General features: G+C 69.2%; 14 protein-coding genes. 5 read left to right on the forward strand and 9 right to left on the reverse strand.

The genetic code is table 11. From position 1 onward, the window contains the following. Positions 1–40 precede the first annotated feature (40 nt). Both gshB and BAY15_RS14510 read left to right on the forward strand, forming a co-directional pair. The gene (gene gshB, locus BAY15_RS14505) at positions 41–991 is read left to right on the forward strand and encodes a glutathione synthase (RefSeq protein ID WP_068853722.1); all 951 of its coding nucleotides are present in this window, start codon (positions 41–43) and stop codon (positions 989–991) included. Then, positions 988–1,875, forward strand: a complete 888-nt coding sequence (locus BAY15_RS14510) for an energy transducer TonB family protein (protein ID WP_068853723.1) — start codon at positions 988–990, stop codon at positions 1,873–1,875. The genes gshB and BAY15_RS14510 overlap by 4 nt, the downstream gene beginning before the upstream one ends. A gap of 25 nt (positions 1,876–1,900) precedes the next feature. Here the strand turns inward: BAY15_RS14510 and tsaB are convergent, their stop codons facing one another. From tsaB to BAY15_RS14550, 8 genes are all read right to left on the reverse strand, one after another. Then, positions 1,901–2,605, reverse strand: coding sequence for a tRNA (adenosine(37)-N6)-threonylcarbamoyltransferase complex dimerization subunit type 1 TsaB (gene tsaB, locus BAY15_RS14515; protein ID WP_068853724.1), 705 nt, complete (start codon positions 2,603–2,605; stop codon positions 1,901–1,903). A gap of 5 nt (positions 2,606–2,610) precedes the next feature. Then, positions 2,611–4,647: an ATP-dependent DNA helicase gene (locus tag BAY15_RS14520; RefSeq protein WP_068853725.1), complete on the reverse strand. Its 2,037-nt coding sequence runs from the start codon at positions 4,645–4,647 to the stop codon at positions 2,611–2,613. A gap of 37 nt (positions 4,648–4,684) precedes the next feature. Further along, complete coding sequence (locus BAY15_RS14525; RefSeq protein WP_068853726.1) at positions 4,685–5,215, reverse strand: tetratricopeptide repeat protein; 531 nt, start codon at positions 5,213–5,215, stop codon at positions 4,685–4,687. Between the two features lie 23 nt (positions 5,216–5,238). Beyond that, entirely contained in the window at positions 5,239–7,677 is a 2,439-nt protein-coding gene (mrcB, locus tag BAY15_RS14530; protein ID WP_068853727.1) for a penicillin-binding protein 1B, read from the reverse strand. An 89-nt stretch (positions 7,678–7,766) separates the two neighbouring features. Next, the gene (locus BAY15_RS14535; RefSeq protein WP_068854745.1) at positions 7,767–8,801 is read right to left on the reverse strand and encodes a glycosyltransferase family 2 protein; all 1,035 of its coding nucleotides are present in this window, start codon (positions 8,799–8,801) and stop codon (positions 7,767–7,769) included. Beyond that, entirely contained in the window at positions 8,801–9,685 is an 885-nt protein-coding gene (locus BAY15_RS14540) for an SDR family oxidoreductase (protein WP_068853728.1), read from the reverse strand. Before BAY15_RS14540 ends, BAY15_RS14535 begins: the two co-directional genes overlap by 1 nt. Positions 9,686–9,737: 52 nt before the next feature. Beyond that, positions 9,738–11,300, reverse strand: coding sequence for a hypothetical protein (locus BAY15_RS14545; RefSeq protein ID WP_068853729.1), 1,563 nt, complete (start codon positions 11,298–11,300; stop codon positions 9,738–9,740). A 29-nt stretch (positions 11,301–11,329) separates the two neighbouring features. Then, a complete protein-coding gene (locus tag BAY15_RS14550) occupies positions 11,330–13,483 on the reverse strand; it encodes a RelA/SpoT family protein (RefSeq protein ID WP_068853730.1) in 2,154 nt (717 codons plus the stop codon). 96 nt (positions 13,484–13,579) lie between these two features. Here BAY15_RS14550 and BAY15_RS14555 point away from each other — a divergent pair, with 96 nt between their 5' ends. Further along, complete coding sequence (locus BAY15_RS14555; RefSeq protein WP_068853731.1) at positions 13,580–14,116, forward strand: hypothetical protein; 537 nt, start codon at positions 13,580–13,582, stop codon at positions 14,114–14,116. Positions 14,117–14,156: 40 nt separating this feature from the next. On the opposite strand, the gene hrpA is transcribed toward BAY15_RS14555, so the two are convergent. Beyond that, positions 14,157–18,257, reverse strand: coding sequence for an ATP-dependent RNA helicase HrpA (gene hrpA, locus BAY15_RS14560; protein ID WP_068853732.1), 4,101 nt, complete (start codon positions 18,255–18,257; stop codon positions 14,157–14,159). A gap of 89 nt (positions 18,258–18,346) precedes the next feature. On the opposite strand from hrpA, the gene BAY15_RS14565 reads away from it, so the two are divergent. Then, positions 18,347–18,910, forward strand: coding sequence for a Dps family protein (locus BAY15_RS14565; protein ID WP_068853733.1), 564 nt, complete (start codon positions 18,347–18,349; stop codon positions 18,908–18,910). 168 nt (positions 18,911–19,078) lie between these two features. Beyond that, positions 19,079–20,881, forward strand: coding sequence for a DNA helicase RecQ (gene recQ / locus BAY15_RS14570; RefSeq protein ID WP_068853734.1), 1,803 nt, complete (start codon positions 19,079–19,081; stop codon positions 20,879–20,881). Positions 20,882–20,921 lie beyond the last annotated feature (40 nt).

The following is a 20,921-nucleotide window of genomic DNA, read 5'->3' on the forward strand; positions in this document are numbered from 1 at the left end:
ATTGCCGCTACCATCAGCGCCTGCCCGCCAGGTTGCGACCATGCCGTTGAACGTCATCGTGGTGATGGATGCCATCGCCCATATCAAGATCGCCAAGGACACCACCTTCGCCATGCTGCTGGAAGCCCAGCGCCGTGGCCATGCCCTGCACTACGTCAGCCCCGGCGGGCTGGCGCTGCGCGACGGGGTGGCGATGGCCCGTACCGCGCCGCTGCAGGTGCGCGACGACAAGCATGACTGGTTCACGCTGGGCGAATTCAGCCAGACCACCTTCGGCCCCGGCCAGGTGGTGCTGATGCGCAAGGATCCGCCGGTGGATGCCGAATTCATCTACGACACCCAGGTGCTGGGCGTGGCCCAGCAAGCGGGCGCGATGGTGGTGAACGACCCGCAGGGCCTGCGCGACTACAACGAGAAGCTGGCCGCCCTGCTCTTCCCGCAGTGCTGCCCACCGACCCTGGTCAGCCGCCGCCACGCCGACCTGAAGGCGTTCGTGCTGGAACATGGCCAGGCCGTGCTCAAGCCGCTGGACGGCATGGGCGGGCGCTCGATCTTCCGCAGCGGCACCGGTGATCCAAACCTCAACGTGATCCTGGAGACGCTGACCGATGGCGAGCGCAGGCTGACCCTGGCGCAGAAATTCATCCCCGACATCACCGCCGGCGACAAGCGCATCCTGCTGGTCGACGGAGAGCCGGTGGACTATTGCCTGGCGCGGATTCCGCAGGGCGACGAGTTCCGCGGCAACCTGGCCGCCGGTGGTCGCGGCGAAGGCCGCCCGCTGAGCGAGCGCGACCGCTGGATCGCCGCCCAGGTTGGGCCGGAAATGAAGCGCCGTGGCATGCGCTTCGTGGGGTTGGACGTGATCGGTGATTACCTCACCGAGGTCAACGTCACCAGCCCCACCTGTGTGCGCGAACTGGATGCGCAGTTCGGGCTGAACATCGCCGGCACCCTGTTCGACGCGATCGAGGCCAGCCTGGCGCAATGAGTACGGCGGTCGCCCCGATGGTGCCCCTGCAGGCCCGCGAATCGCAGCGCCTGGGCGCGACCCTGGCGCTGTCGGCGCTGGTGCATGCGCTGCTGATCCTGGGGGTGGGCTTCGCGGTCAGCGACAACGCCGCGCTGGTGCCGACCCTGGACGTGATCTTCAGCCAGACCCAAACCCCGCTGACCCCCAGGCAGGCCGACTTCCTGGCCCAGGCCAACCAGCAGGGCGGCGGCGACCACGACAAGGCGCAGCGCCCGCGTGACAACCAGACCGGGATCGTGCCGCAGCCGCAGGCGGGGCTGTCGCCGGTGCCGCAGCAGCGCCAGGATGCCGCGCGCCCGCCACCGCCGCAGGCGCGGGTGGTGGCCAGCCGCAACAGCCCCGACCCGATCGCCGAGGCGCAGCCACAGCCACTGCCGGAGCATCCGCAGCCGGACGCGGCGATGACCGCGCGCGAACAGCGCGATGCCGAAATGGCCCGGCTGGCCGCCGAGGTGCACCTGCGTTCGGCGCAGTACGCCAAGCGCCCGAACCGCAAGTTCGTGTCGGCCAGCACCCGCGAATACGCCTACGCCAATTACCTGCGCGCGTGGGTGGACCGCGCCGAACGCGTGGGCAACCTCAACTACCCCGATGAGGCGCGCCAGCGCCGGCTGGGCGGCCAGGTGGTGATCACCGTGGGCGTGCGCCGCGATGGCAGCGTGGAAAGCAGCCGGATCCTGCGCAGCAGCGGCACGCCGTTGCTGGATGAAACCGCGCTGCGGGTGATCCGCCTGGCCCAGCCGTTCCCGCCGCTGCCCAAGACCGATGACGGCGTGGATATCCTGCAGGTCACCCGGACCTGGGTGTTCCTGCCCGGCGGCGAGCTGCGCGACGACCGGTAACGCCGGCTCCGGGCGCTCTGATTGATCAGCGCTGTTTCGCCGCCCGCGCGGCCTGCTGTTCGACCAGGGTCAAGGCGACGTTGTTGCGCAGGTAAGCCGGTTCAACCAGCTCCGGGGCCATCGCCTCGCCGCGCTCGAACATCGGTACCGCCAGCGCCAGCAGGTCGGAGGCACGCGGCAATGCCTGCGCGTCGACACCGTCCAGCTGATCGGCAAGCCGCGTGGCCAGCACGCCCTCGGCCGCACCGAAGCCCGTACCGACACCGAACCAGCGGCTGCCATCGGGCAGTTCCACGGCCTCCGGCGCACACACCACTTCCTCGCCCTGCAGCTGCCACTGGCCATCCACGCGCACGTGGCGCGCCGCGTAGACCTCGCCCATGCGCGCATCGATGCTGCTCAGCACGTGGGTGGCTTCAGCCGGCGCGCGCAGCGCCAGCACCTGCAGGGTAGAGACCGGGATCAACGGGCGATCCAGCGCCAGCGCGATGCCTTGTGCGATGGCAATCGCCAGCCGCACGCCGGTGAACGCGCCCGGCCCCCGCCCCAAAGCAATCGCATCCAGCTGCGAGCGCGCCAGCCCGGCCTCGGCCAGCAGTTCCTCGGCCCAGGGCAGGCTCAGTTCCGCATGGCGGCGCGGGGCGATCTCGAAGCGCTCACGCACCTGCCCATCCACGTACAGGGCAACGGAGCAGGCTTCGGTGGCGGTTTCAAAGGCGAGCAGTTTCATGGGGATCAGAACAGGGAAGTAGGAAAGGCATCGGCAACCGCGGCGGGACTGGCAGTCCCGGTGTCGGCAGCAGTGGCAGGCCATTGTGGCGCAAAGAAGGTCTGCACATCGCCCAGCGAACGGGTGCGCCGGAACGGCGGCAGCGAATCCAGGAAGGTGCGGCCGTAGCTGCGGCTGACCAGGCGCGGGTCGCACAGCACCAGCACGCCCCGGTCGGTCTCGCTGCGGATCAGCCGCCCCACGCCCTGCTTGAGCGCGATCACTGCCTGCGGCAGCTGCTCGTCGCGGAACGGGTTGCCGCCATCGCGGCGGATGGCATCCAGCCGTGCCTCGAACACCGGGTCATCGGGGGCGGCGAACGGCAGCTTGTCGATCACCACCACGCTCAACGCATCGCCCACCACGTCCACGCCCTCGCGGAAGCTGGCCGAGCCCAGCAGCACGCCGTTGCCGGATTCGCGGAAGCGCTGCAGCAGCGTGGCGCGCGGCGCCTCACCCTGCACGAACAACGGCCACGGCGCGTCGCGCAGTGCTTCGGCGGCTTCGCGCAATGCGCGATGCGAGGCGAACAACAGGAATGCGCGCCCGCCCGATGCTTCCAGCACCGGGGTCAGCGCGCGGATCAGCGCGGTACCAAAGCCGCGCGCGGCCGGATCCGGCAGGTCGGTCGGCAGATAACACAGCGCCTGCCGGGCCCAGTCGAACGGACTGGGCTGCAGCAACGTGATCGGGTCGTCCAGGCCCAGCCGCTGGGCGATGTGCTCGAACCTGCCGTCCACCGTCAGCGTGGCCGAGGTGAATATCCACGCCGCCATCGAACGCTGGCGGTGCTCGCGCAGCGGCCCGGACACATCCATCGGCGTGCGCTGGCAGCGGAAGCCACGCGGGGTGAGCTCATACCAGAGCACCTCGGCCGGTGCTGGAACCTGCTCCGGGTCGGTATCGAAGTCCAGCAGCGGCGCATCATCGCCCAACCAGCGCGACAACCGCGACACCGCCTCCATCGCCCGCGCGTGACAGGCATCCAGGCCGGGGGAAGCCGCGCGCACGCCATCCAGTACGTCGCGCAGCGCCACCAGCGCACTCATCGCGGCATCGAAGCCATCGCGCACCTGCGGCACCGCCAGGGCGCGCCACTGGGTACCGCGCGCGGGCAGGCCGTCCATCGCCGTGCGCAGCTCGCGCAGGGTCTGCTCCAGCGCGCCGGCATGCGCGTGCAGCGCGGCCTGCGCACCGGCCACGCTGCGGCTCTCGGCCAGGCAGTCGCGCGCCAGCTCCTGCCACGGCCGCATGCCGAATCCTTCGCCGAAGAAATTGGCGGCCAGCTCCGGCAACTGATGCGCTTCGTCGATCACGAACGCCTGCGCGCCCGGCAGGATTTCGCCGAAGCCCTCCTGTTTGAGCGCCAGATCGGCCAGCAGCAGGTGGTGGTTGACCACCACCACGTCGGCCGCCTGTGCACGCTGGCGCGCCTGCACTACGAAGCAGTCATCCCAGAACGGGCACTCGGTACCCAGGCAGTTGTCCACCGCGGAGGTGACCATCGGGTACAGCGGCGAATCGTCGGGCAGCGCTTCCAGTTCGGCCATATCGCCGAATTTCGTCCGCCCCGACCAGGCCAGGATGCGCTGGAACTGCGCCACTTCCTGCGGCGAAGTGAAGCGCGGCTCGCCGCGCGCCTGCTGCAGCCGGTACCGGCACAGGTAATTGGACCGCCCTTTGAGCAGCGCGCTGCTGTGCCCCACTCCGAGCGCGGCACGCACGCGCGGCAGGTCGCGGTGGTACAGCTGGTCCTGCAGCGCGCGGGTACCGGTGGAAATGATGGTCTTCAGGCCCGACAGCAGCGCCGGCACCAGGTAGGCGAAGGTCTTGCCGGTGCCGGTGCCGGCCTCGGCCAGCAGCACCTCGCGCTGGTCGAAGGCTTCGGCGATGGCCGTGGTCAGGCGCAGCTGCGCCGGACGGGCGACGAAGGCATTAAGTTGGCTGGCGAGCGTGCCGCCCTCGTTGAGGGCTTCACTGCTGGCGTGGGCAAGGCGGGACATACTGCCATTGTAGTGCCGGCCGCTGGCCGGCACCGTTTCAATAGCGCTTGATGCCCGGCACCGTGCAGCCTTCCAGCTGGGCGTGCGCCGATGCCGCGTTTTCCTTCTCGCCGCGCGCCAGGCGCGCCTGTTCGATGGTCGCCCAGTGGCGGCGGCACAGCGGGCCGGTCTTCGAGCCCAGCTCCACCGCCTTGCGGGCCAGCGTTTCGGCGCGGGCCCAGTCGCCCTGCAGCAGCGCGATCTCCGCGCGTTCCTGCACGATCGACGGATCACCTTCGTTGATCAGCAGTGCCTGGTCCAGCGCTTCGGCCGCACCGGCCAGGTCGTTGGCCTGGCGCTTGGACTTGGCCACCACGCGCAGGTCCTCGATGCCGGCATCGCGCAGCGGCTGTACATCCAGCTCCTTGTCGTCCTTGCCGGCGCTGGCATCCACGGCCGCCATGCGCTGTGCCGGCGTGGTGGTGTCGACCGGCGGCTTCACCGGCGGCGCGGTGGACACGCAGGCGGCCAACGCCAGGCCGAGCGCGAGCACGGAAGCGGTACGGATCACGGTGCGGGAAGTCGTCATGCGGAGCTGCCTTGCGTTGCGCTTCATCGAGCGGGGGGAGTGGCCGCGGGAGCGGCCTGCGCCGGCTCGGCGGCCGGTTCGGGCTTCTTGTCCAGGCCGAACCAGCTGCGCCAGCCACCGCCTTCGCCACCCTCGCCGCCTTCGCCTTCCGGCAATGCGGTGGGGGCCACGCAGGCAGTGTAGGCCGGCGCGTAGCCGACCACGAACGGGAAGCGGCGCGCGCCCGGGCAGGACTCGTCGGTGGCGGCGGTGCCGCCGGCTTCCACCGGCTGCCAGTCCAGCCCCTTGTTGCTGACCTTCAACGGCGCGCTCGGCAGGCGGCTGAAGATGCCCGACCAGACCCGCATGGCGCCGGTGGCGCCGAACAGGCCGGTCTGCTCGTTCTGGTCGTTGCCCATCCAGACCACCGCCAGGTGGTCGCCGGTGTAGCCGGCATACCAGCTGTCACGACCATCGTTGGAGGTACCGGTCTTGCCGGCCGCCTGCAGGCGCGACAGGCCATCGGCGTTGAGGCGCGCGGCGGTGCCGCTGGACACCACCTGCTGCAGGCCGATGCTGATCAGGTTGGCGGCGATGGAGTCGCCTTCCTGGGCCGGCGCCGGGGTCTTGTCATAGCGCTTGAGCAGCTTGCCCTGCGGATCGAGCACGCCGCGCACGGCGTGCAGCGGCTGGATCTCGCCACCGGACGCCAGGAACTGGTAAAGCTGCGCCATCGCATAGGGGCTCTGGTCGGTCGCGCCCAGGATCACCGACGGATTGCTCTCGGCCTTCAACCCGGCCAGCACGTGGATCAGCTGGGTGACCCGCTCCGGCCCCACCTGCATGCCCACCCGCACGGTGGCCTGGTTGTAGGAATTGGCCAGCGCGTCGACCAGGCGCACGGTACCGTGGCTGCGGTTGTCCGCATTGCCCGGGGTCCAGCGCTTGCCGCGGCTGAGCTGCACGGTCACCGGCGAATCATCGACGAAGGTGGCCAGCGAATACTTGTCCGGCTGGGCCAGCGCCAGCAGGTACACGAACGGCTTGAGCAGTGAGCCGACCTGCCGCTGCGCTTCGATGGCGCGGTTGAAGCCCGGCTCGGACACATCGCGACTGCCGACCACGGCCAGCACGTCGCCGTTGTGCACGTCGGTCAGCACCAGGCCGGCCTGCAGTTCGGGGCGGCGCTTGTTTTCCAGCGACTTCAGCGTTTTGGTCACCGCACCTTCGGCATAGGCCTGGGCCGAGGGCGCCATGCCGGTCATCACGCTCAGGCCAGCGCCCTGCAGCACGGCTTCGGGGTAGTCATGGCCCAGCTGGCGGCGCACCAGGTCGACATAGGCCGGGAACCGGTTGGCGGCGATCAGGCCGGGGTTCTTCGGCACGCCCAGCGGCGCTTTCAGCGCACGCTGCAGCTCGGTGTCGTCGATCAGGCCGTTCTCGTGCAGCTTGCCGAGCACGAAGTTGCGCCGGTCCAGCGCGCGCTCGGGGTTGCGGCGCGGGTCGTAGTAGGACGGCCCCTTGACCAGCCCGATCAGCAGCGCGATGTGTTCGGTGTTGAGCGAGGACAGGTCACGACCGAACCAGAATTCGGCGCCGGAGGACATGCCGTGGATCGCCTGGCTGCCGCGCTGGCCCAGGTACACCTGGTTGAGGTAGGCCTCCAGGATGGTGCGCTTGTCGTAGCGCGCCTCCATGATCAGCGCGTACAGCACCTCGTTGAACTTGCGGGTGACGGTCTGTTCCTTGCCGATCCCGAGCAGGCCGCTGCGGGCCAGCTGCTGGGTCAGCGTGGAAGCGCCCTGGCGGCTCTGGCCGCCGGAGCGCACGGTCACCCAGACCGCGCGCGCGATGCCGCTCAGGTCGATGCCATGGTGACGGTTGAAATCCTTGTCCTCCACCGCCTGCAGGCCGGTGACCAGCAGCTCGGGGGTGTCTTCGAGCCGGACCAGGCGGCGTTCTTCCTGCTTCTGGCCGTACAGGGTGGCAATACGCGCCGGGTCCAGCCGCGCGGCCTTGAGCGCCTTGCGGCTGTCTGCGTCGCGCAGCGAGGCGACCTGGCCACCGGACAGACTCAGCTCGATCCGGCGCGGCGCGACCTTGCCGTCGACGTCGTTGTAGCCGCGGCTGGACACCACGAAGCGGCCGCCGTCCTGGCTGAAGGTGGCCGGCGCCTTGCCGGTGCCGTCATCACGGTAGGCCGATGCCGCCAGCTCGGTCTTGAGCGTCTGCGCATCCATGGCCACGCCCGGCGCCAATGCCAGCGGCCGTGCGTAGACGCGGGTGGGAATCTGCCAGCGCAGTTCGCCGAAGCGCTGGGTGACCTGGGTGTTCAGGTACACCGTATAGGGAATGAGGAAACCCAGCGCCAGCGCCACGGCGGCCATGCCCCAGGTGATCAGGCGACGGCGCCACAGCGGCCAGTGGCTGTCGGTGTCGTCCTCGAACGCGTCGTTGTCGTCGGAATCGTAGCGTGGGGGCACGGGAATCGGGCAGAGTTGAATCTGCCGAGTCTAACGCAGGCACCGCAGCCGCAGCTGACCGCCGCGTCCTCGTTTCACCCCAGTTCAAATCAGGCCAGGCCGCGCAGCCGCCATCCCGCCCATGCTCCCGTGCAGGCGGCTGCTACACCCTGCCAGCCGCCGCCGGCCAGACAGACGTTTGCCAGGCGGGCCAGCAGACGGGGCGCGTCGTGACCGATCCAGGCCCAACCGACATCAGGCCTGCGGTAAAGCTGCACGCGCGACCATGCCATGCGCCAAGCGATCGCCGCCAGGCCCTGCACGCGCGGCGGCGCGATGTTCACATCGCGCTGGTCCAACACGGCCTGCAGGACCTGCAGGCGTTCGGCCGTGCGCTGCCGTGCCACCGCATCCAGCAGATCCAGCCCGCGCAGCCGTTGCAGGAACGAACGCCGGGACGCCCCGATCTGATTGCTGCCGTGCTGGCGATAATCGATGGTCGGCCGCGGCAGCAGGTCCAGGCCACCCTGCAGTGATGCAATCACCGCCAACCACTCATCGTGGCTCCAGCGCGCGGCGATGGGCAGCCCTTGCGCCAGCAGCGAACGGCGCAGCGCACAGGTGGCACCGGTGACGAAGTTGCGCAGCAGAATCGCATCCAGAGCCTGGCCGGAGCGCTCCAGGTCGATCTCGGCCGGATGGACGCGGAGCACCTCCAGCAGGGTACCGCCCAGCGCGTTGCCATGGCCATCCACCAGCCGGGCGTCACTGTGCAGGAGCAGCAGCGCCGGGTCTGCGTGGAACCGGCGCACCGCCGCCTCCACCCGGTCGGGGTGCCAGACGTCGTCCTGGTCGCAGAGGAAGATGATGTCTGCCCGACAGCGCTGCATGGCGTCGGAAAAATTCAGCACGTAGCCGAGGTTGCGCTGATGCTGGACAACGGTGACTCCGATTCCCATGGACCGCGCGCGCGTGGCGAATGACGCCACGATGCTCAGCGTTGCATCGGAAGAGCCATCATCGCCAATCACCACTTCATCCACCGGCATGCTCTGGGCCAGCACGCTGTCCAGCTGCGCCTGCAGGTAACGCGCGCCGTTGTAGGTGCACAACGCCACACCGATGCGGGGGGGCACGATCGACATCAGCGTGCGCCACCGCCGAGCCGGGCCCGAGCCTGCTCCGGCGTCATCGGCGTCCACGTACTGGCGTCCGGCTGGAACGCCCTTGGGCGGACCCCCAGCAATGACACCAGCGCACGGTTGTCGGCGATCAGGTCCTGCTGCAGCCGGGATACCGGACCGCGCGCCCGCGGCAGCAAGGCGGCAAGCAGGCGCAACGCCGACAATGGAAGGTACAGGGGCAGCGCGCCGCCGCCCAGGCTGGCATGCACCCGGCGGAACATCTGCATGTAGTCCAGCCGCTCGCCACCGCCGATCTCCAGCACCTTGCCGTCCACCGCGTCGCTCTCCAGCGCAGCCAGCACGGCCTGGGCGATATCGTCGGCATGCACGGGTTGGCGCATGCCGTTGGCCATGGGGATCGGGAACAGGCGCAGGCGGCGCGCGCGCGCGACGATCGGCGACAGGCTGCGGTCCACTCCCGCGCCGTAGATCAAGGTCGGCCGGAACAGGGTGTACGCCATGCCCAGCCGTGCCGCCTGCCGGGCCAGTTCGTCCTCGCCGTACTGAAGTCGGGCCACCACCTGCTGTTCGTCGCTCTGCGCCGAGCCCTGCTTGGTCACCACGCTCATTGAACTGGTGGCGATGATCCGCGGTGCGGGCGCCACCGCCTGCGCTGCCAGCCAGTCCGCCCAGGCGTCCATCGGACTGAAACTGACGATGGCACGCCAGCGCTCGTTCAGGTCTGCGGCCAGCACGGTCTTCAGGTCACCGGTCCGCCATTGCACGCCCGCCTGCGGCGGTTGCGGCCGTCGGCTGATGGCCACCACCGGTACGCCGGTCAGTGCAAGGCGGGCAATCAGGAAGCGGCCGATCTGACTGGTCGCCCCGGAGACAAGGACGGTCATGCCGGCCCCAGGAATGAAGGACCAATACTATAGCCGAGCCCGTTGGCGGCTCTCAGCGCTGGGCGCCGATGTCCCGTAGCCGCGCCTGCAGTGACTGGAACTCGGCGGCGCTGGAGCCTGCGCCCCAGCGTGACGCCATCTGCAGCGCCAGCGTCGCGAATTCGACATCTCCCTGGCCCAGCCGTTCACTGCCGATCGCCAGCCAGCGCTGTGCCAGCCGCTGGCGTGCCGGGGTCAGCGCCGCATCGCCGGGCGACAGGGTCTGCCACGCTTCCAGGCAGGCGCTGGCGGCCTGTACCCGGTTGCCGCGCAGATGGTCCTCGAAACAGGCGCCCGTATCGGGGATCAGGCGTTGCGCGGCAGCGCGCACGCGCGGGTCCCGCGGTGCCATGGCCTGCGCTTCGCGCAATGCATCGTAAGCGCTTCGCCCAGGAGGTGAGAGGAAATCGCCGCGGGCCTGGGCTTCATCAAAGCGCCGCAGCAACGCAACCACCTCCTGTTTGCCTCGGGCATTCGGCGCAGGGGGCGAGGTCAGGGCGCGTTCGGCCTGGCGGGCTTGGGTGATGGCCTGGCGGGCGGCGTCCAGTTGGCGTCCATTGGCTCCCAACGCCTCTGCCGACGCCAGCGCCTGCCCTGCCAGATCAAAGCGGAAGTCCGCCGCCAAGCGGGCGGCCGAGGCCAGCAGCGCCTCGATCGCTCGCTGCTGTCCCTGCTGCGCTGCGGTATCGTCCGGCCGCGTCGCCAGCACACTCTGGAACGCCTCGCCTGCCGCCTGCCAGCGCTGCCTGCGCAGCAACCGCTGTGCTTCGTTCAAGCGGGCTTCAAGCGCAGCGTTCAGCGCCGCTTCGCTGGCCGGAAGATCGACATGACCGGGGTCGAAGCCGCGCGCTCTGCGCACCTGTTCCGCCGCTGCGGCCACATCTCCCCGCGCCGCCGCGTCGCGTGCCTGCTGCAGCAGGTCTGAAAGCGCATCCTCGCGCCCTTCCAGTGCGCGCAGGTGGTTGGGCGCGCGCGCCAGTACCATCTGGAACAGCGGCAGGGCGCTGTCATCGGTGCCATCCAGGCGTTGCGCCTGCAACGCCGCTTCTGCCCGGCCCAACAGCGCGCCGATACCGGCCCCCTCCTGCTGGTGGTCGCGCAGCCGGCGCGCCACGGCATCGGCATCGCGCTGCGGCACCTGCAGTTCGCGGGCCAGGGCCAGCGCGCGTTGCGCGGTTGCCGCATCGCCGGCATCGAGGGCGGCAGCGGCCTGCGCCAGCGCGGCCTGGCCCGTACGCGCCAGGCCGGCGCGGGCCTGCGGACGATCGCTGTCCAGCGCCAGCGCCGCCTGGTACCACTCGCGCGCGCCGCTGCCATCGGCTGCGCTCAGGCGGCCCGCGGCCAGCGCACGGTCGCCCCTGTCCAGCAGCTGCTCCACCTGCGGCTCATTCCAGAACCAGTTGGCCAAGGGGCGCCCGAACGCGACCAGCAGTACGAACACCACCACCGCCACCAGCAGCGCCCAGCGCCAGATGCGCCGCGACTGCCAGGCCTGCACCCACCACCAGCGGCCTTCGCGGCGCACGCGGCGCAGGGCGGCATGCGCGGCGTCCTCATGGTCGGGATGGCGGCTCATTCCGTGAGCGTAGCGTGAGTCACGTGAGGTCAGCCCAGACGCCGCGCGTCGCTGACGCCGGGCAAGGCATCCAGCTTCCCCAACAGTGTCGAAAGCTGGCCGTAATCGCTCACTTTCAGGCGCAGGCGCAGGTGCGCACGGCCGCTGTTGCGGACGTTGTCGCTGTGGATGTCCAGCACGTACGCATCCTCCTGCGCGATCAGGTTGGTGATGTCCTTGAGCAGCCAGCGGCGATCCACCGCGTCGACCACCACGTCAACCTCGTAGCCTCCGCCGGCCTGGCCCCATTCGACCGGCAGGATGCGCTGCGGGCTGGCGGCGGACAGCCGCGCCAATGCGGCACAGTCGGTGCGGTGCACGGTGACCCCGCGGGTACGGGTCAGGTAACCGACGATGGGCTCGCCGGCCACCGGCTGGCAGCAGCGCGCCAGCTGCACCAGGAGGTTGCCCACGCCCTGTACGGTGAACTTGGACTTGCCCAGGCTGTCGCGGCGCGCGGTGGGCCGTGGCAACGCGGGCACCGCCGGCTGCGTGGCGGCACGTTCGGCTTCGAGCAGTGCCCGGCTGACCTGGTGCGGGCCGGTGTCGCCCAGCGCCACCTGGATGTACAGGTCATCGACGCTGTCGGCATGGAACTTCTTCGCCGCCACGGCCAGGTCCGCCTGCGCCAGCCCGAGCCGCTTCAGTTCGCGGTCGAGCAGGTCGCGCCCGGCCTGCACGTTGCGCGCCCGGTCCAGCTTGTGGAACCAGCCGCGCACCTTCTCGCGCGAGCGGTTGCTTGCGAGGTAACCGTTGGAGGCCAGCAGCCAGTCCCGGCGCGGGTCGGCTTCCTTGCCGGTGAGGATTTCGACCCGGTCTCCACTGCGCAGGCGGTAGGTGAGCGGCACGATGCGCCCATTGACCTTCGCACCACGGCAGCGGTGGCCGACCATGGTGTGCACGTGGTACGCGAAATCCAGCGGCGTGGCGCCCTGCGGCAGGTCCATCACCTCGTCCTTCGGACTCAGCGCATAGACCCGGTCCTCGGTCAGCTCGGCGTCCAGCGCACCCGCCAGCTCCCCGCCATGACCTTCCTGCGACTGCTCCAGCAGCTGGCGCATCCAGGTGATCTTGCGGTCGAACGCCTTTTCCGCGCCCTTGCTGCCTTCCTTGTAGCGCCAGTGTGCGGCCACGCCGAGCTCGGCCTGGGCGTGCATGTCGTGGCTGCGGATCTGTACTTCGATGGTGCGCCCTTCCGGCCCCACCACGGCGGTGTGCAGGGAGCGATAGTCATTGGCCTTGGGCCGGGCGATGTAGTCATCGAACTCGCTCGGCACCGGTGCCCACAGCGAGTGCACCACGCCCAGCGCGGCGTAGCAGGCCGCCACGTCCTTGACCATCACCCGCACCGCGCGGATGTCGTAGAGCTGCTCGTAGGCGAGCCGCTTTTTCTGCATCTTCCGCCAGATGCTGTAGATGTGCTTCGGGCGCCCGCTGACCTCGGCCTCGATGCCCTGCGCCAGCAGCTCGCGCGACAGCACCTTCTTGACCGACTCGACATAGCGTTCGCGCGCCAGCCGTGTTTCGTCCACTTCACGTGCAATGCGGCGGTAAGTCTCCGGCTCCAGGTGCCGGAACGCCAGATCTTCCAGTTCCCACTTCAGCTGCCAGATGCCGAGCCGATTGGCCAGCGGCGCATGGATATCGCGGGTCAGTTGGGCCAGCGCGCGGCGCTCTTCCTCGGGCAGGCGATCGGCCGCGCGCATCCGCGCCAGCTGCCGGGCCAGCAGGATCGGCACCACCCGCAGGTCCTGGATGATCGACAGCAGCAGGCGGCGCAGGCCTTCGCTGTTGCGCCCGGCATCGCGCCCGGCGTGCAGCGCCCAGACCTGGTCGGCCGCGTCCAGGCCCTCGAGCAGGCCGAACACGGCCGTTTTGTGGCTGCCCAGCGGAAGTGCGTCCAGCCCGGCACGCAGCCACGGCAGGTCGAACAACAGGGCCGCCAGCAGGGCGCTGTCGTCGGCCGACAGCAGGGCCAGCGCATCCAGGGTATCGGCCAGCACCGGCCAGGGGGCGGACTGGGCGTGGTCGGCATCGTTGGCCTGCCAGCGCTGCAGCAGCGCCTCGCGCACTGCGGGGGACAGCGAGGCCGCCGAGGGTCGGTTCAACAAGCCATCCAGGCCGGGGACAGAAGCGCGGTTCACAGCATCATGCAGACAAGATAGAGAGCCCTACACTAGCGCTGGTATCGTTGCCGGACAATCAGAACCGGTTCCATCGTGCATTCCTGGAGAGCTGCCATGCGTTTTTCCCGTCTTAGAGTGTTGGCCGCTGCGGCCGTCCTGCTGGCCATGGCCGGGCCCGCCCTCGCCCAGCGCGTGGTCGAAGGCGACCTGCAGCAGCAGATGTCCCCGGCCGAATTCAAGGCAGCGGGCCTGGACAAGTTGAGCCCCGCCGAACTGGCCGCCCTCAACGGCTGGCTGCAGGGCAAGGTGGCCGCGGTCAGCGCTGACGTGCGTGAGCAGGTGCGCGAACAGGTGCGCGAAGAAGCACGCGAGGAAGGCCGCCAGGAAGTGATCGTGAAGAACCGCGGCTTCTTCGACTTCGGCAGCAAGGAGCCGATCGTGAGCACGCTGCAGGGCGAGTTCCGTGGCTTCGGCAAGGGGCGCCGTTACGTGCTGGCCAACAACCAGGAATGGGAGCAGACCGACGACACCACGCTCTCGGGTGTGCGCCGCACCGATCCTGAAGTGTCGATTGCGCCGGGCGTGATGGGCGCCTGGTACCTGCAGGTCAAGGGCACCAACACCCGCGCCAAGGTCCAGCGAATCAAGTGACCCGCATGTCCCGCGCGGTTGCCGCGCGGGACATGCCCGTTCACGCCTGGCGCAGCGCCGCCACGCGTTGGGCCAGCTTCTTGGCCGAGATGCCGGTCCTGGCCCCCAGTTCCTGCGCGAACAGCGACACCCGCAATTCTTCCAGGTCCCAGCGCAGCGCCTGCCACTGCGTGCGGTCGCGCAGGCCGCGCGCCTGCGCGTCTTCCAGGGCATCCAGGAACGGACGCAGCTCCAGCATCCGCGCCTGGTCGCGCGGCGGATCGCGCTTGGCCCGCTCGCTGCGCAGGATCATCGCGCGCAGGTAGCGCGGATACTGCGCCAGTGCTTCAGCAGGCGTCTCTCGCAGGAACCCGGGATGGACCAGCGCCGCCAGCTGCTGTTCCAGGTCATCCAGGTTGCCGCGCGCCCAGCCCATCAGCGGTGCTTCCAGCAGTGGCTTGAGCTCGGCCACGTGCGCCAGGATGTTCTCGGCCAGCTTCAGCCGCGCCATCGCCTCGCCGAACAGGTCGCGGCCGGCGGCATCGCGCCGCTTGGCAAAGGCCGCCGGGTCGCGGATCTCGCCCAGGCCGTCGGCCAGCACGGCATTCAGCGCCGCATCCACCAGGTCACCGCGCAGGCGTTCCTGCGATTCGATCGAGGCATACAGCAGGCCGGTCTTGGGCGGCACCGGCAGCTGCTTGCGGGCCTGCTTGGCCTTGTCGGCCAGCGCGATATCCATCAGCCGGCGTACGCCACGCGGATGCTGCTCCAACGCTTCGTTGCGGTCGGCGAAAATGCGCAGTGAGGCGGATTCACCGGCATCCACCAGCGCCGGATACGCCGGCACGCCGGCTTCACCGGGTACCTGCAGCGGAATCGGCGCCACCGGGAAATCACGCAGTCCTTCGGCTGCCAACGCACGGCCAGCGCGTGCGGCGAATGCATCGCCGGCCTGCGCGCCGAAGCGGGCGCGCAGCGCCTCCAGGTCGCGCGAGGCGGCCAGCAACCTGCCCTGCGCATCGTGCAGGCGCAGGTTCATGCGCAGGTGCGGGTCGAGCGCGCTTTCATCGAAATCGATGGCCGCCACCTGCGCGCCTGTCGCGCGCGACAGGAACCGGGCCAGTTCGCCACGCAGGTCGTCGGCGCTCGGCGCGGGGAACGCCTCGGCGAAGGCGCGCCCGAAGTCCGGCGCCGGCACGTAGTTGCGGCGCATGGCCTTGGGCAGGCTGCGGATCAGCGCGGAGGCCTTGTCGGCCACGAATCCCGGCGCCAGCCACGACAGACGTGCCGGATCCAACGCGTTGAGCAGGTGCAACGGCACATCCAGGCTGACGCCGTCTTCGTCGCTTCCCGGTTCGAAGCGGTAGTGCAGCGCCAGCCGCGCATCGCCCAGCGGCAGGTAGGTCGGGTAGCGCTCGGCATCGCTGCCCTCGCCCGGCAGCAGGTCGGCCAGCGTCCACGCCAGCGCGCGCTTCTTCTCCGGGGCCAGCGCCTTCCACCAGGTATCCAGCCCGGTGGCCGAGTGGATCTCGGCCGGAATCCGGTCCAGGTACCAGCGCGCCTGCCAGCCTTCATCGGCCACGATGCCGGCGCGGCGCAGCTTGGCTTCTTCTTCGCGCGCCTGCTCCAGCACCTTGAGGTTGTCCGCGATGACACTGGCGCGGGTGTTGATCTCGCCGGTGACCAGCGCCTGGCGCACGAAAATGTCGTGCGCCTCGCCCGGGGCGATGCGGCCGTAGTGCACCGGCTTCTTCGGTGCCAGCACCAGCCCGAACAGGCTGATCTGCTCCGAGGCCAGCACCTGGCCCTGCGCACGCGACCAGTGCGGATCAAAGTGCTTGCGCAGCAGCAGGTGCGGCAGTTCGGCGATCACCCAGTCCGGTTCGATCGCCGCATTGGTCAGGCCCCATACCTTCTGCGTATCCAGCAGGGTGGCGGCCAGCAGCCATGGCGGCGGCCGCTTGGCCATCACCGAGCCGGGGAAGGGCAGGAAGCGGCGCTGGCGCGGGGCCAGGAAATCGCCCTTGTCGCTGCGATGGCCGATCTGGGTCGGCAGGCCGGCGATCAGTGCACGGTGCAGGGTCTGGTAGGCCGCGGCACGCACCCGCTCGCTGAAGGCATTGCGGGCCTCTACGGCCGCTGCGGGGGCGGCTGGCGCAACCGTGGCAGCCGGCGGTTCGGTCTTGCCCTCGCGGGCCAGGCGGGCGGCACGATGCTGCTGGCCACGGGTGGCCTTGGCCTTCTCGGCATCATCGCGAACGGGCGCAGGGGCCGACGAACCGGCCAGCAACGGCGCCATCGCACTGTCCACCGGCTCTTCGCTCCAGCCCAGCTCTTCGCACAGCACCCGCAGCTGGCGGTGCAGCTCGCGCCATTCGCGCATGCGCAGGAAGCCGAGGAAATGGCGATCGCACCAGCCGCGCAGCTTGGATTGGGTAAGATCTTCGTGGGCCTGGCGATAGCCCTCCCACAGGCGCAGCACGCCGACGAATTCAGAGCGCCCATCGGCAAACAGCGCGTGTGCGTTGTCAGCCGCAGCACGCGCTTCGGGCGGGCGTTCGCGCGGATCCTGGATGCCCAGGAACGACGCAATGACCAGCATCGGGCGCAGGCAGCCCTGCGCCTGCGCGGCGACCAGCATGCGGGCCAGCTTTACATCCACCGGCAGGCGCGCCATCTGGCGGCCGATCGGGGTGAGCCGGCGGTCGTTGTCGATCGCGCCCAACTCGCCGAGCTGCTGCCAGCCATCGGCAATGGCGCGCTCGTCGGGGGCTTCCAGGAACGGGAAATCCTCGATCCGGCCCAGGCCCAGCTGCAGCATGCGCAGGATCACCCCGGACAGGCTGGAACGGCGGATTTCCGGATCGGTGAACTCGGCGCGCGACTGGAAATCCGCTTCCGAGTAAAGCCGATAGCAGATGCCTGCGGAGACGCGACCGCAACGGCCCTTGCGCTGGTTGGCGCTGGCCTGCGAAACCGCCTCGATATGCAGCCGGTCGAGCTTCTGGCGCGGGCTGTAGCGCTTGACCCGGGCCAGGCCCGGATCGATCACGTAGCGGATGCGCGGCACCGTGAGCGAGGTTTCGGCCACGTTGGTGGCCAGCACGATGCGGCGTTTGCTGCCCGGGTTGAACACCGCGTCCTGGTCCTTCACCGACAGCCGCGCGTACAGCGGCAGCACTTCGGTTTCGCGGTATTTACGCCGTTCCAGCGCCTGGTGCGCGTCGCGGATTTCGCGTTCACCGGGGAAGAACAGCAGGATGTCACCGCGCGGGTCGAGCCGGGTGATCTCATCCACCGCCGCCACCACCGCATCGTTGACGGTGCGCTCGCCATCGCGGCCGCCGTCCTCATCGCCACCGCCCTCGCCTTCCAGCGGGCGGTAGCGTACTTCCACCGGGAACGTGCGGCCTTCCACGCTGATCACCGACGCATCGTCGAAGTGCTGGGCGAAGCGCGAGGTATCAATCGTCGCCGAAGTGACGATCAGCTTGAGGTCCGGGCGCTTGCGCAGCAGCTGCTTGAGGTAGCCGAGCAGGAAATCGATGTTGAGGCTGCGTTCGTGCGCTTCGTCGACGATGATCGTGTCGTACTGCGACAGCCAGCGGTCGCTGCTGATTTCAGCCAGCAGGATGCCATCGGTCATGAACTTGATGCGGGTATCGTCGCCGACCCGGTCAGTGAAGCGCACCTGGTAGCCGACCGTAGTGCCCAGCTCGGAGTGCAGCTCCTGCGCCACGCGGGTGGCCACCGCACGTGCGGCAATCCGTCGCGGCTGGGTGCAGCCGATCATCCCGGCCTGGCCGCGGCCGGCGGCCAGGCACAGCTTGGGCAGCTGGGTGGTCTTGCCCGAGCCGGTTTCGCCCGCGATGACCACGACCTGGTGTTCGCGGATCAGCGCGGTGATGCGCTCGGCTTCACGCGCGATCGGCAGGCTGTCGTCCAGACTGATCGACGGCTGGTTGAGCGCCCGCGCCTGGCGCCGCTGCACCGACGCGTGCAGGGCCTGCTGGAATGCCGCCGCCACGCCGGCATCGGCCGGTTTGGCCCGCCAGCGCGAGAGCATGCCGAGCAGACGACCGCGATCACGGCTCATGGCCCCGTCAATGGCGGCCTGCTGCGAAGACAGGGACGAAGCATCGGGTTGTTTGATAGCGGTCATCAATCGGATCGTTTAGAACTTATGAGTACAACTGAAGGTTAGTCTGACTTATTGTGAAGGCCATCCCATCCAACACGAGGATTTCCCCCATGGCGAAGACCAAGACCCCGGCCAAACCCAAGGCCGCCAAGCCCCAGGGCGCCAAACTGAAGCTGGCAGCAGCGGCGCCCTCGGCCCCGAATATTGATATCGGGATCAAGGAAGCGGATCGCAAGAAGATTGCCGAGGGCCTGTCGGCCTTCCAGGCAGACGCGTTCACGCTCTACCTGAAGACCCACAACTTCCATTGGAACGTGACGGGCTCGATGTTCAACTCGCTGCACCTGATGTTCGAGACCCAGTACACCGAACAGTGGGCGGCCCTGGACGACGTGGCTGAACGCATCCGCGCCCTGGGCTTCAACGCGCCGGGCTCCTACCGCGAGTTCGCCGCCCTGACCTCGATCGCCGAGGAACCGGGCCTGACCGACAGCGCGGACTGGCGTGAAATGGTACGCCAGTTGGTCGCCGCCAACGAGGCCGTGTGCCGGACCGCCCGCAAGGTGCTGGACGTGGCCGACGACGCCGACGACGCCCCGACCGAAGACCTGATGACCCAGCGCCTGCAGACCCACGAGAAGTACGCCTGGATGCTCCGCTCGCTCCTGCAGTAATCCCTCTGGGGCTTTGCCCCTGCACAAGTCGCCGGCCACAGCCCCCGCGCCTGTCGGCGCGCCCCCCTTGACTCAAGGGGGGCTCCTTGGCCGGATGGTCTCTCGCCTACGTTCAGATCCGGAATTGGATGACCCGCCTTGGGTCGCTCAGCCCTGTAAACTACGGCGATGTCTTCCCGCCCCGCGCACGAACTGCTGCACCGCATCTTTGGTTACGACGATTTCCGCGGTCCGCAGCAGGCGATCGTCGAGCATGTCGCGGCCGGTAATGACGCGCTTGTGCTGATGCCCACCGGCGGCGGCAAGTCGCTGTGCTACCAGGTGCCTTCCCTGCTGCGCGAGGGCACCGGCATCGTCATCTCACCGCTGATCGCGCTGATGCAGGACCAGGTGGAAGCCCTGCGGCAGCTGGGCGTGCGCGCCGAATACCTGAATTCGACCCTGGATGGCGAAACTGCCGCCCGGGTAGAGCGCGAGCTGGGCGCCGGCGAGCTGGAACTGCTGTACGTCGCGCCCGAGCGGCTGCTCACCGGCCGTTTCCTGTCCCTGCTGGCGCGCAGCCGCATTGCCCTGTTCGCCATCGACGAAGCCCATTGCGTCTCGCAGTGGGGCCACGATTTCCGCCCTGAATACCGCCAGCTCACCGTTCTGCACGAGCGCTGGCCGGACGTGCCGCGCATCGCGCTGACCGCTACCGCCGACCCGCCCACCCAGCGCGAGATCGCCGAGCGGCTGGACCTGACCAATGCCCAGCACTTCGTCAGCTCCTTCGACCGGCCCAACATCCGCTACACCGTGGTGCAGAAGGACAACGCCAAGCGCCAGCTGCTGGATTTCCTGCGCGGCCACCGCGATGAAGCGGGCATCGTCTACTGCATGTCGCGGCGCAAGGTCGAGGAAACCGCCGAGTTCCTGTGCAAGGAGGGCATGAACGCCCTGCCCTACCACGCCGGCCTGCCGGCCGAGGTGCGCGCGGCCAACCAGCGCCGCTTCCTGCGCGAAGACGGCATCGTGATGTGCGCCACCATCGCCTTCGGCATGGGCATCGACAAGCCCGACGTGCGCTTCGTGGCGCATACCGACCTGCCCAAGTCGATGGAAGGCTACTACCAGGAAACCGGCCGCGCCGGCCGCGATGGCGAACCGGCCGAAGCCTGGCTCTGCTATGGGCTGGGCGACGTGGTGCTGCTCAAGCAGATGATCGAGCAGTCCGAGGCGGGCGAAGAGCGCAAGGCGCTGGAACGCTCCAAGCTCGACCACCTGCTGGGCTACTGCGAATCCATGCAGTGCCGCCGCCAGGTGCTGCTGGCCGGGTTCGGCGAAACCTATCCGCAGCCGTGCGGCAACTGCGACAACTGCCTGCAGCCACCCGATGCCTGGGATGCCAGCGTGGCCGCGCAGAAGGCGCTGAGCTGCGTGTACCGCAGTGGCCAGCGGTTCGGCGTGGGCCACCTGATCGACATCCTGCGCGGCGGCGAGAACGACAAGATCCGCCAGTTCGGCCATACCGAACTGAGCACCTACGGCATCGGCAAGGATCTTGATGCCCGCACCTGGCGCAGCGTGTTCCGCCAGCTGGTGGCCGCCGGCCTGCTGGAAGTGGACAGCGACGCCTACGGCGGCCTGCGCCTGACCGACGGCAGCCGCCAGGTGCTCAAGGGCGAGCGCAAGGTGATGATGCGCCGCGAAAGCCCCAAGACCCGCGAACGCGAGCGCGGCGGCCAGCGCACCGGCCTGTCGGTGCTGCCGCAGGACCTGGCCCTGTTCAACGCCCTGCGCGGCCTGCGTGCCGAGCTGGCACGCGAGCAGAACGTGCCGGCCTTCGTGATCTTCCACGACAGCACCCTGCGCAACATCGCCGAACAGCGCCCCACCAGCATCGACGCGCTGGGCCGCGTAGGCGGCATCGGTGGCACCAAGCTGTCCCGCTACGGCGAGCGGCTGGTCGAGATCGTCCGCGAAGAAGGCTGATGCGCGCGCGCCCAGCCAGACCCACGTCCAACGTTGAACC

Origin of the sequence: Stenotrophomonas rhizophila (assembly GCF_001704155.1) — a bacterium.
GTDB classification, from domain to species: domain Bacteria; phylum Pseudomonadota; class Gammaproteobacteria; order Xanthomonadales; family Xanthomonadaceae; genus Stenotrophomonas; species Stenotrophomonas rhizophila_A.

Coding starts and splice junctions, on each gene's coding strand:
- gshB (WP_068853722.1), top strand. CDS start 41: ATGCCGTTGAACGTCATCGTGGTGATGGATGCCATCGCCCATATCAAG.
- BAY15_RS14510 (WP_068853723.1), top strand. CDS start 988: ATGAGTACGGCGGTCGCCCCGATGGTGCCCCTGCAGGCCCGCGAATCG.
- tsaB (WP_068853724.1), bottom strand. CDS start 2,605: ATGAAACTGCTCGCCTTTGAAACCGCCACCGAAGCCTGCTCCGTTGCC.
- BAY15_RS14520 (WP_068853725.1), bottom strand. CDS start 4,647: ATGTCCCGCCTTGCCCACGCCAGCAGTGAAGCCCTCAACGAGGGCGGC.
- BAY15_RS14525 (WP_068853726.1), bottom strand. CDS start 5,215: ATGACGACTTCCCGCACCGTGATCCGTACCGCTTCCGTGCTCGCGCTC.
- BAY15_RS14535 (WP_068854745.1), bottom strand. CDS start 8,801: ATGTCGATCGTGCCCCCCCGCATCGGTGTGGCGTTGTGCACCTACAAC.
- BAY15_RS14540 (WP_068853728.1), bottom strand. CDS start 9,685: ATGACCGTCCTTGTCTCCGGGGCGACCAGTCAGATCGGCCGCTTCCTG.
- BAY15_RS14545 (WP_068853729.1), bottom strand. CDS start 11,300: ATGAGCCGCCATCCCGACCATGAGGACGCCGCGCATGCCGCCCTGCGC.
- BAY15_RS14555 (WP_068853731.1), top strand. CDS start 13,580: ATGCGTTTTTCCCGTCTTAGAGTGTTGGCCGCTGCGGCCGTCCTGCTG.
- hrpA (WP_068853732.1), bottom strand. CDS start 18,257: ATGACCGCTATCAAACAACCCGATGCTTCGTCCCTGTCTTCGCAGCAG.
- BAY15_RS14565 (WP_068853733.1), top strand. CDS start 18,347: ATGGCGAAGACCAAGACCCCGGCCAAACCCAAGGCCGCCAAGCCCCAG.
- recQ (WP_068853734.1), top strand. CDS start 19,079: ATGTCTTCCCGCCCCGCGCACGAACTGCTGCACCGCATCTTTGGTTAC.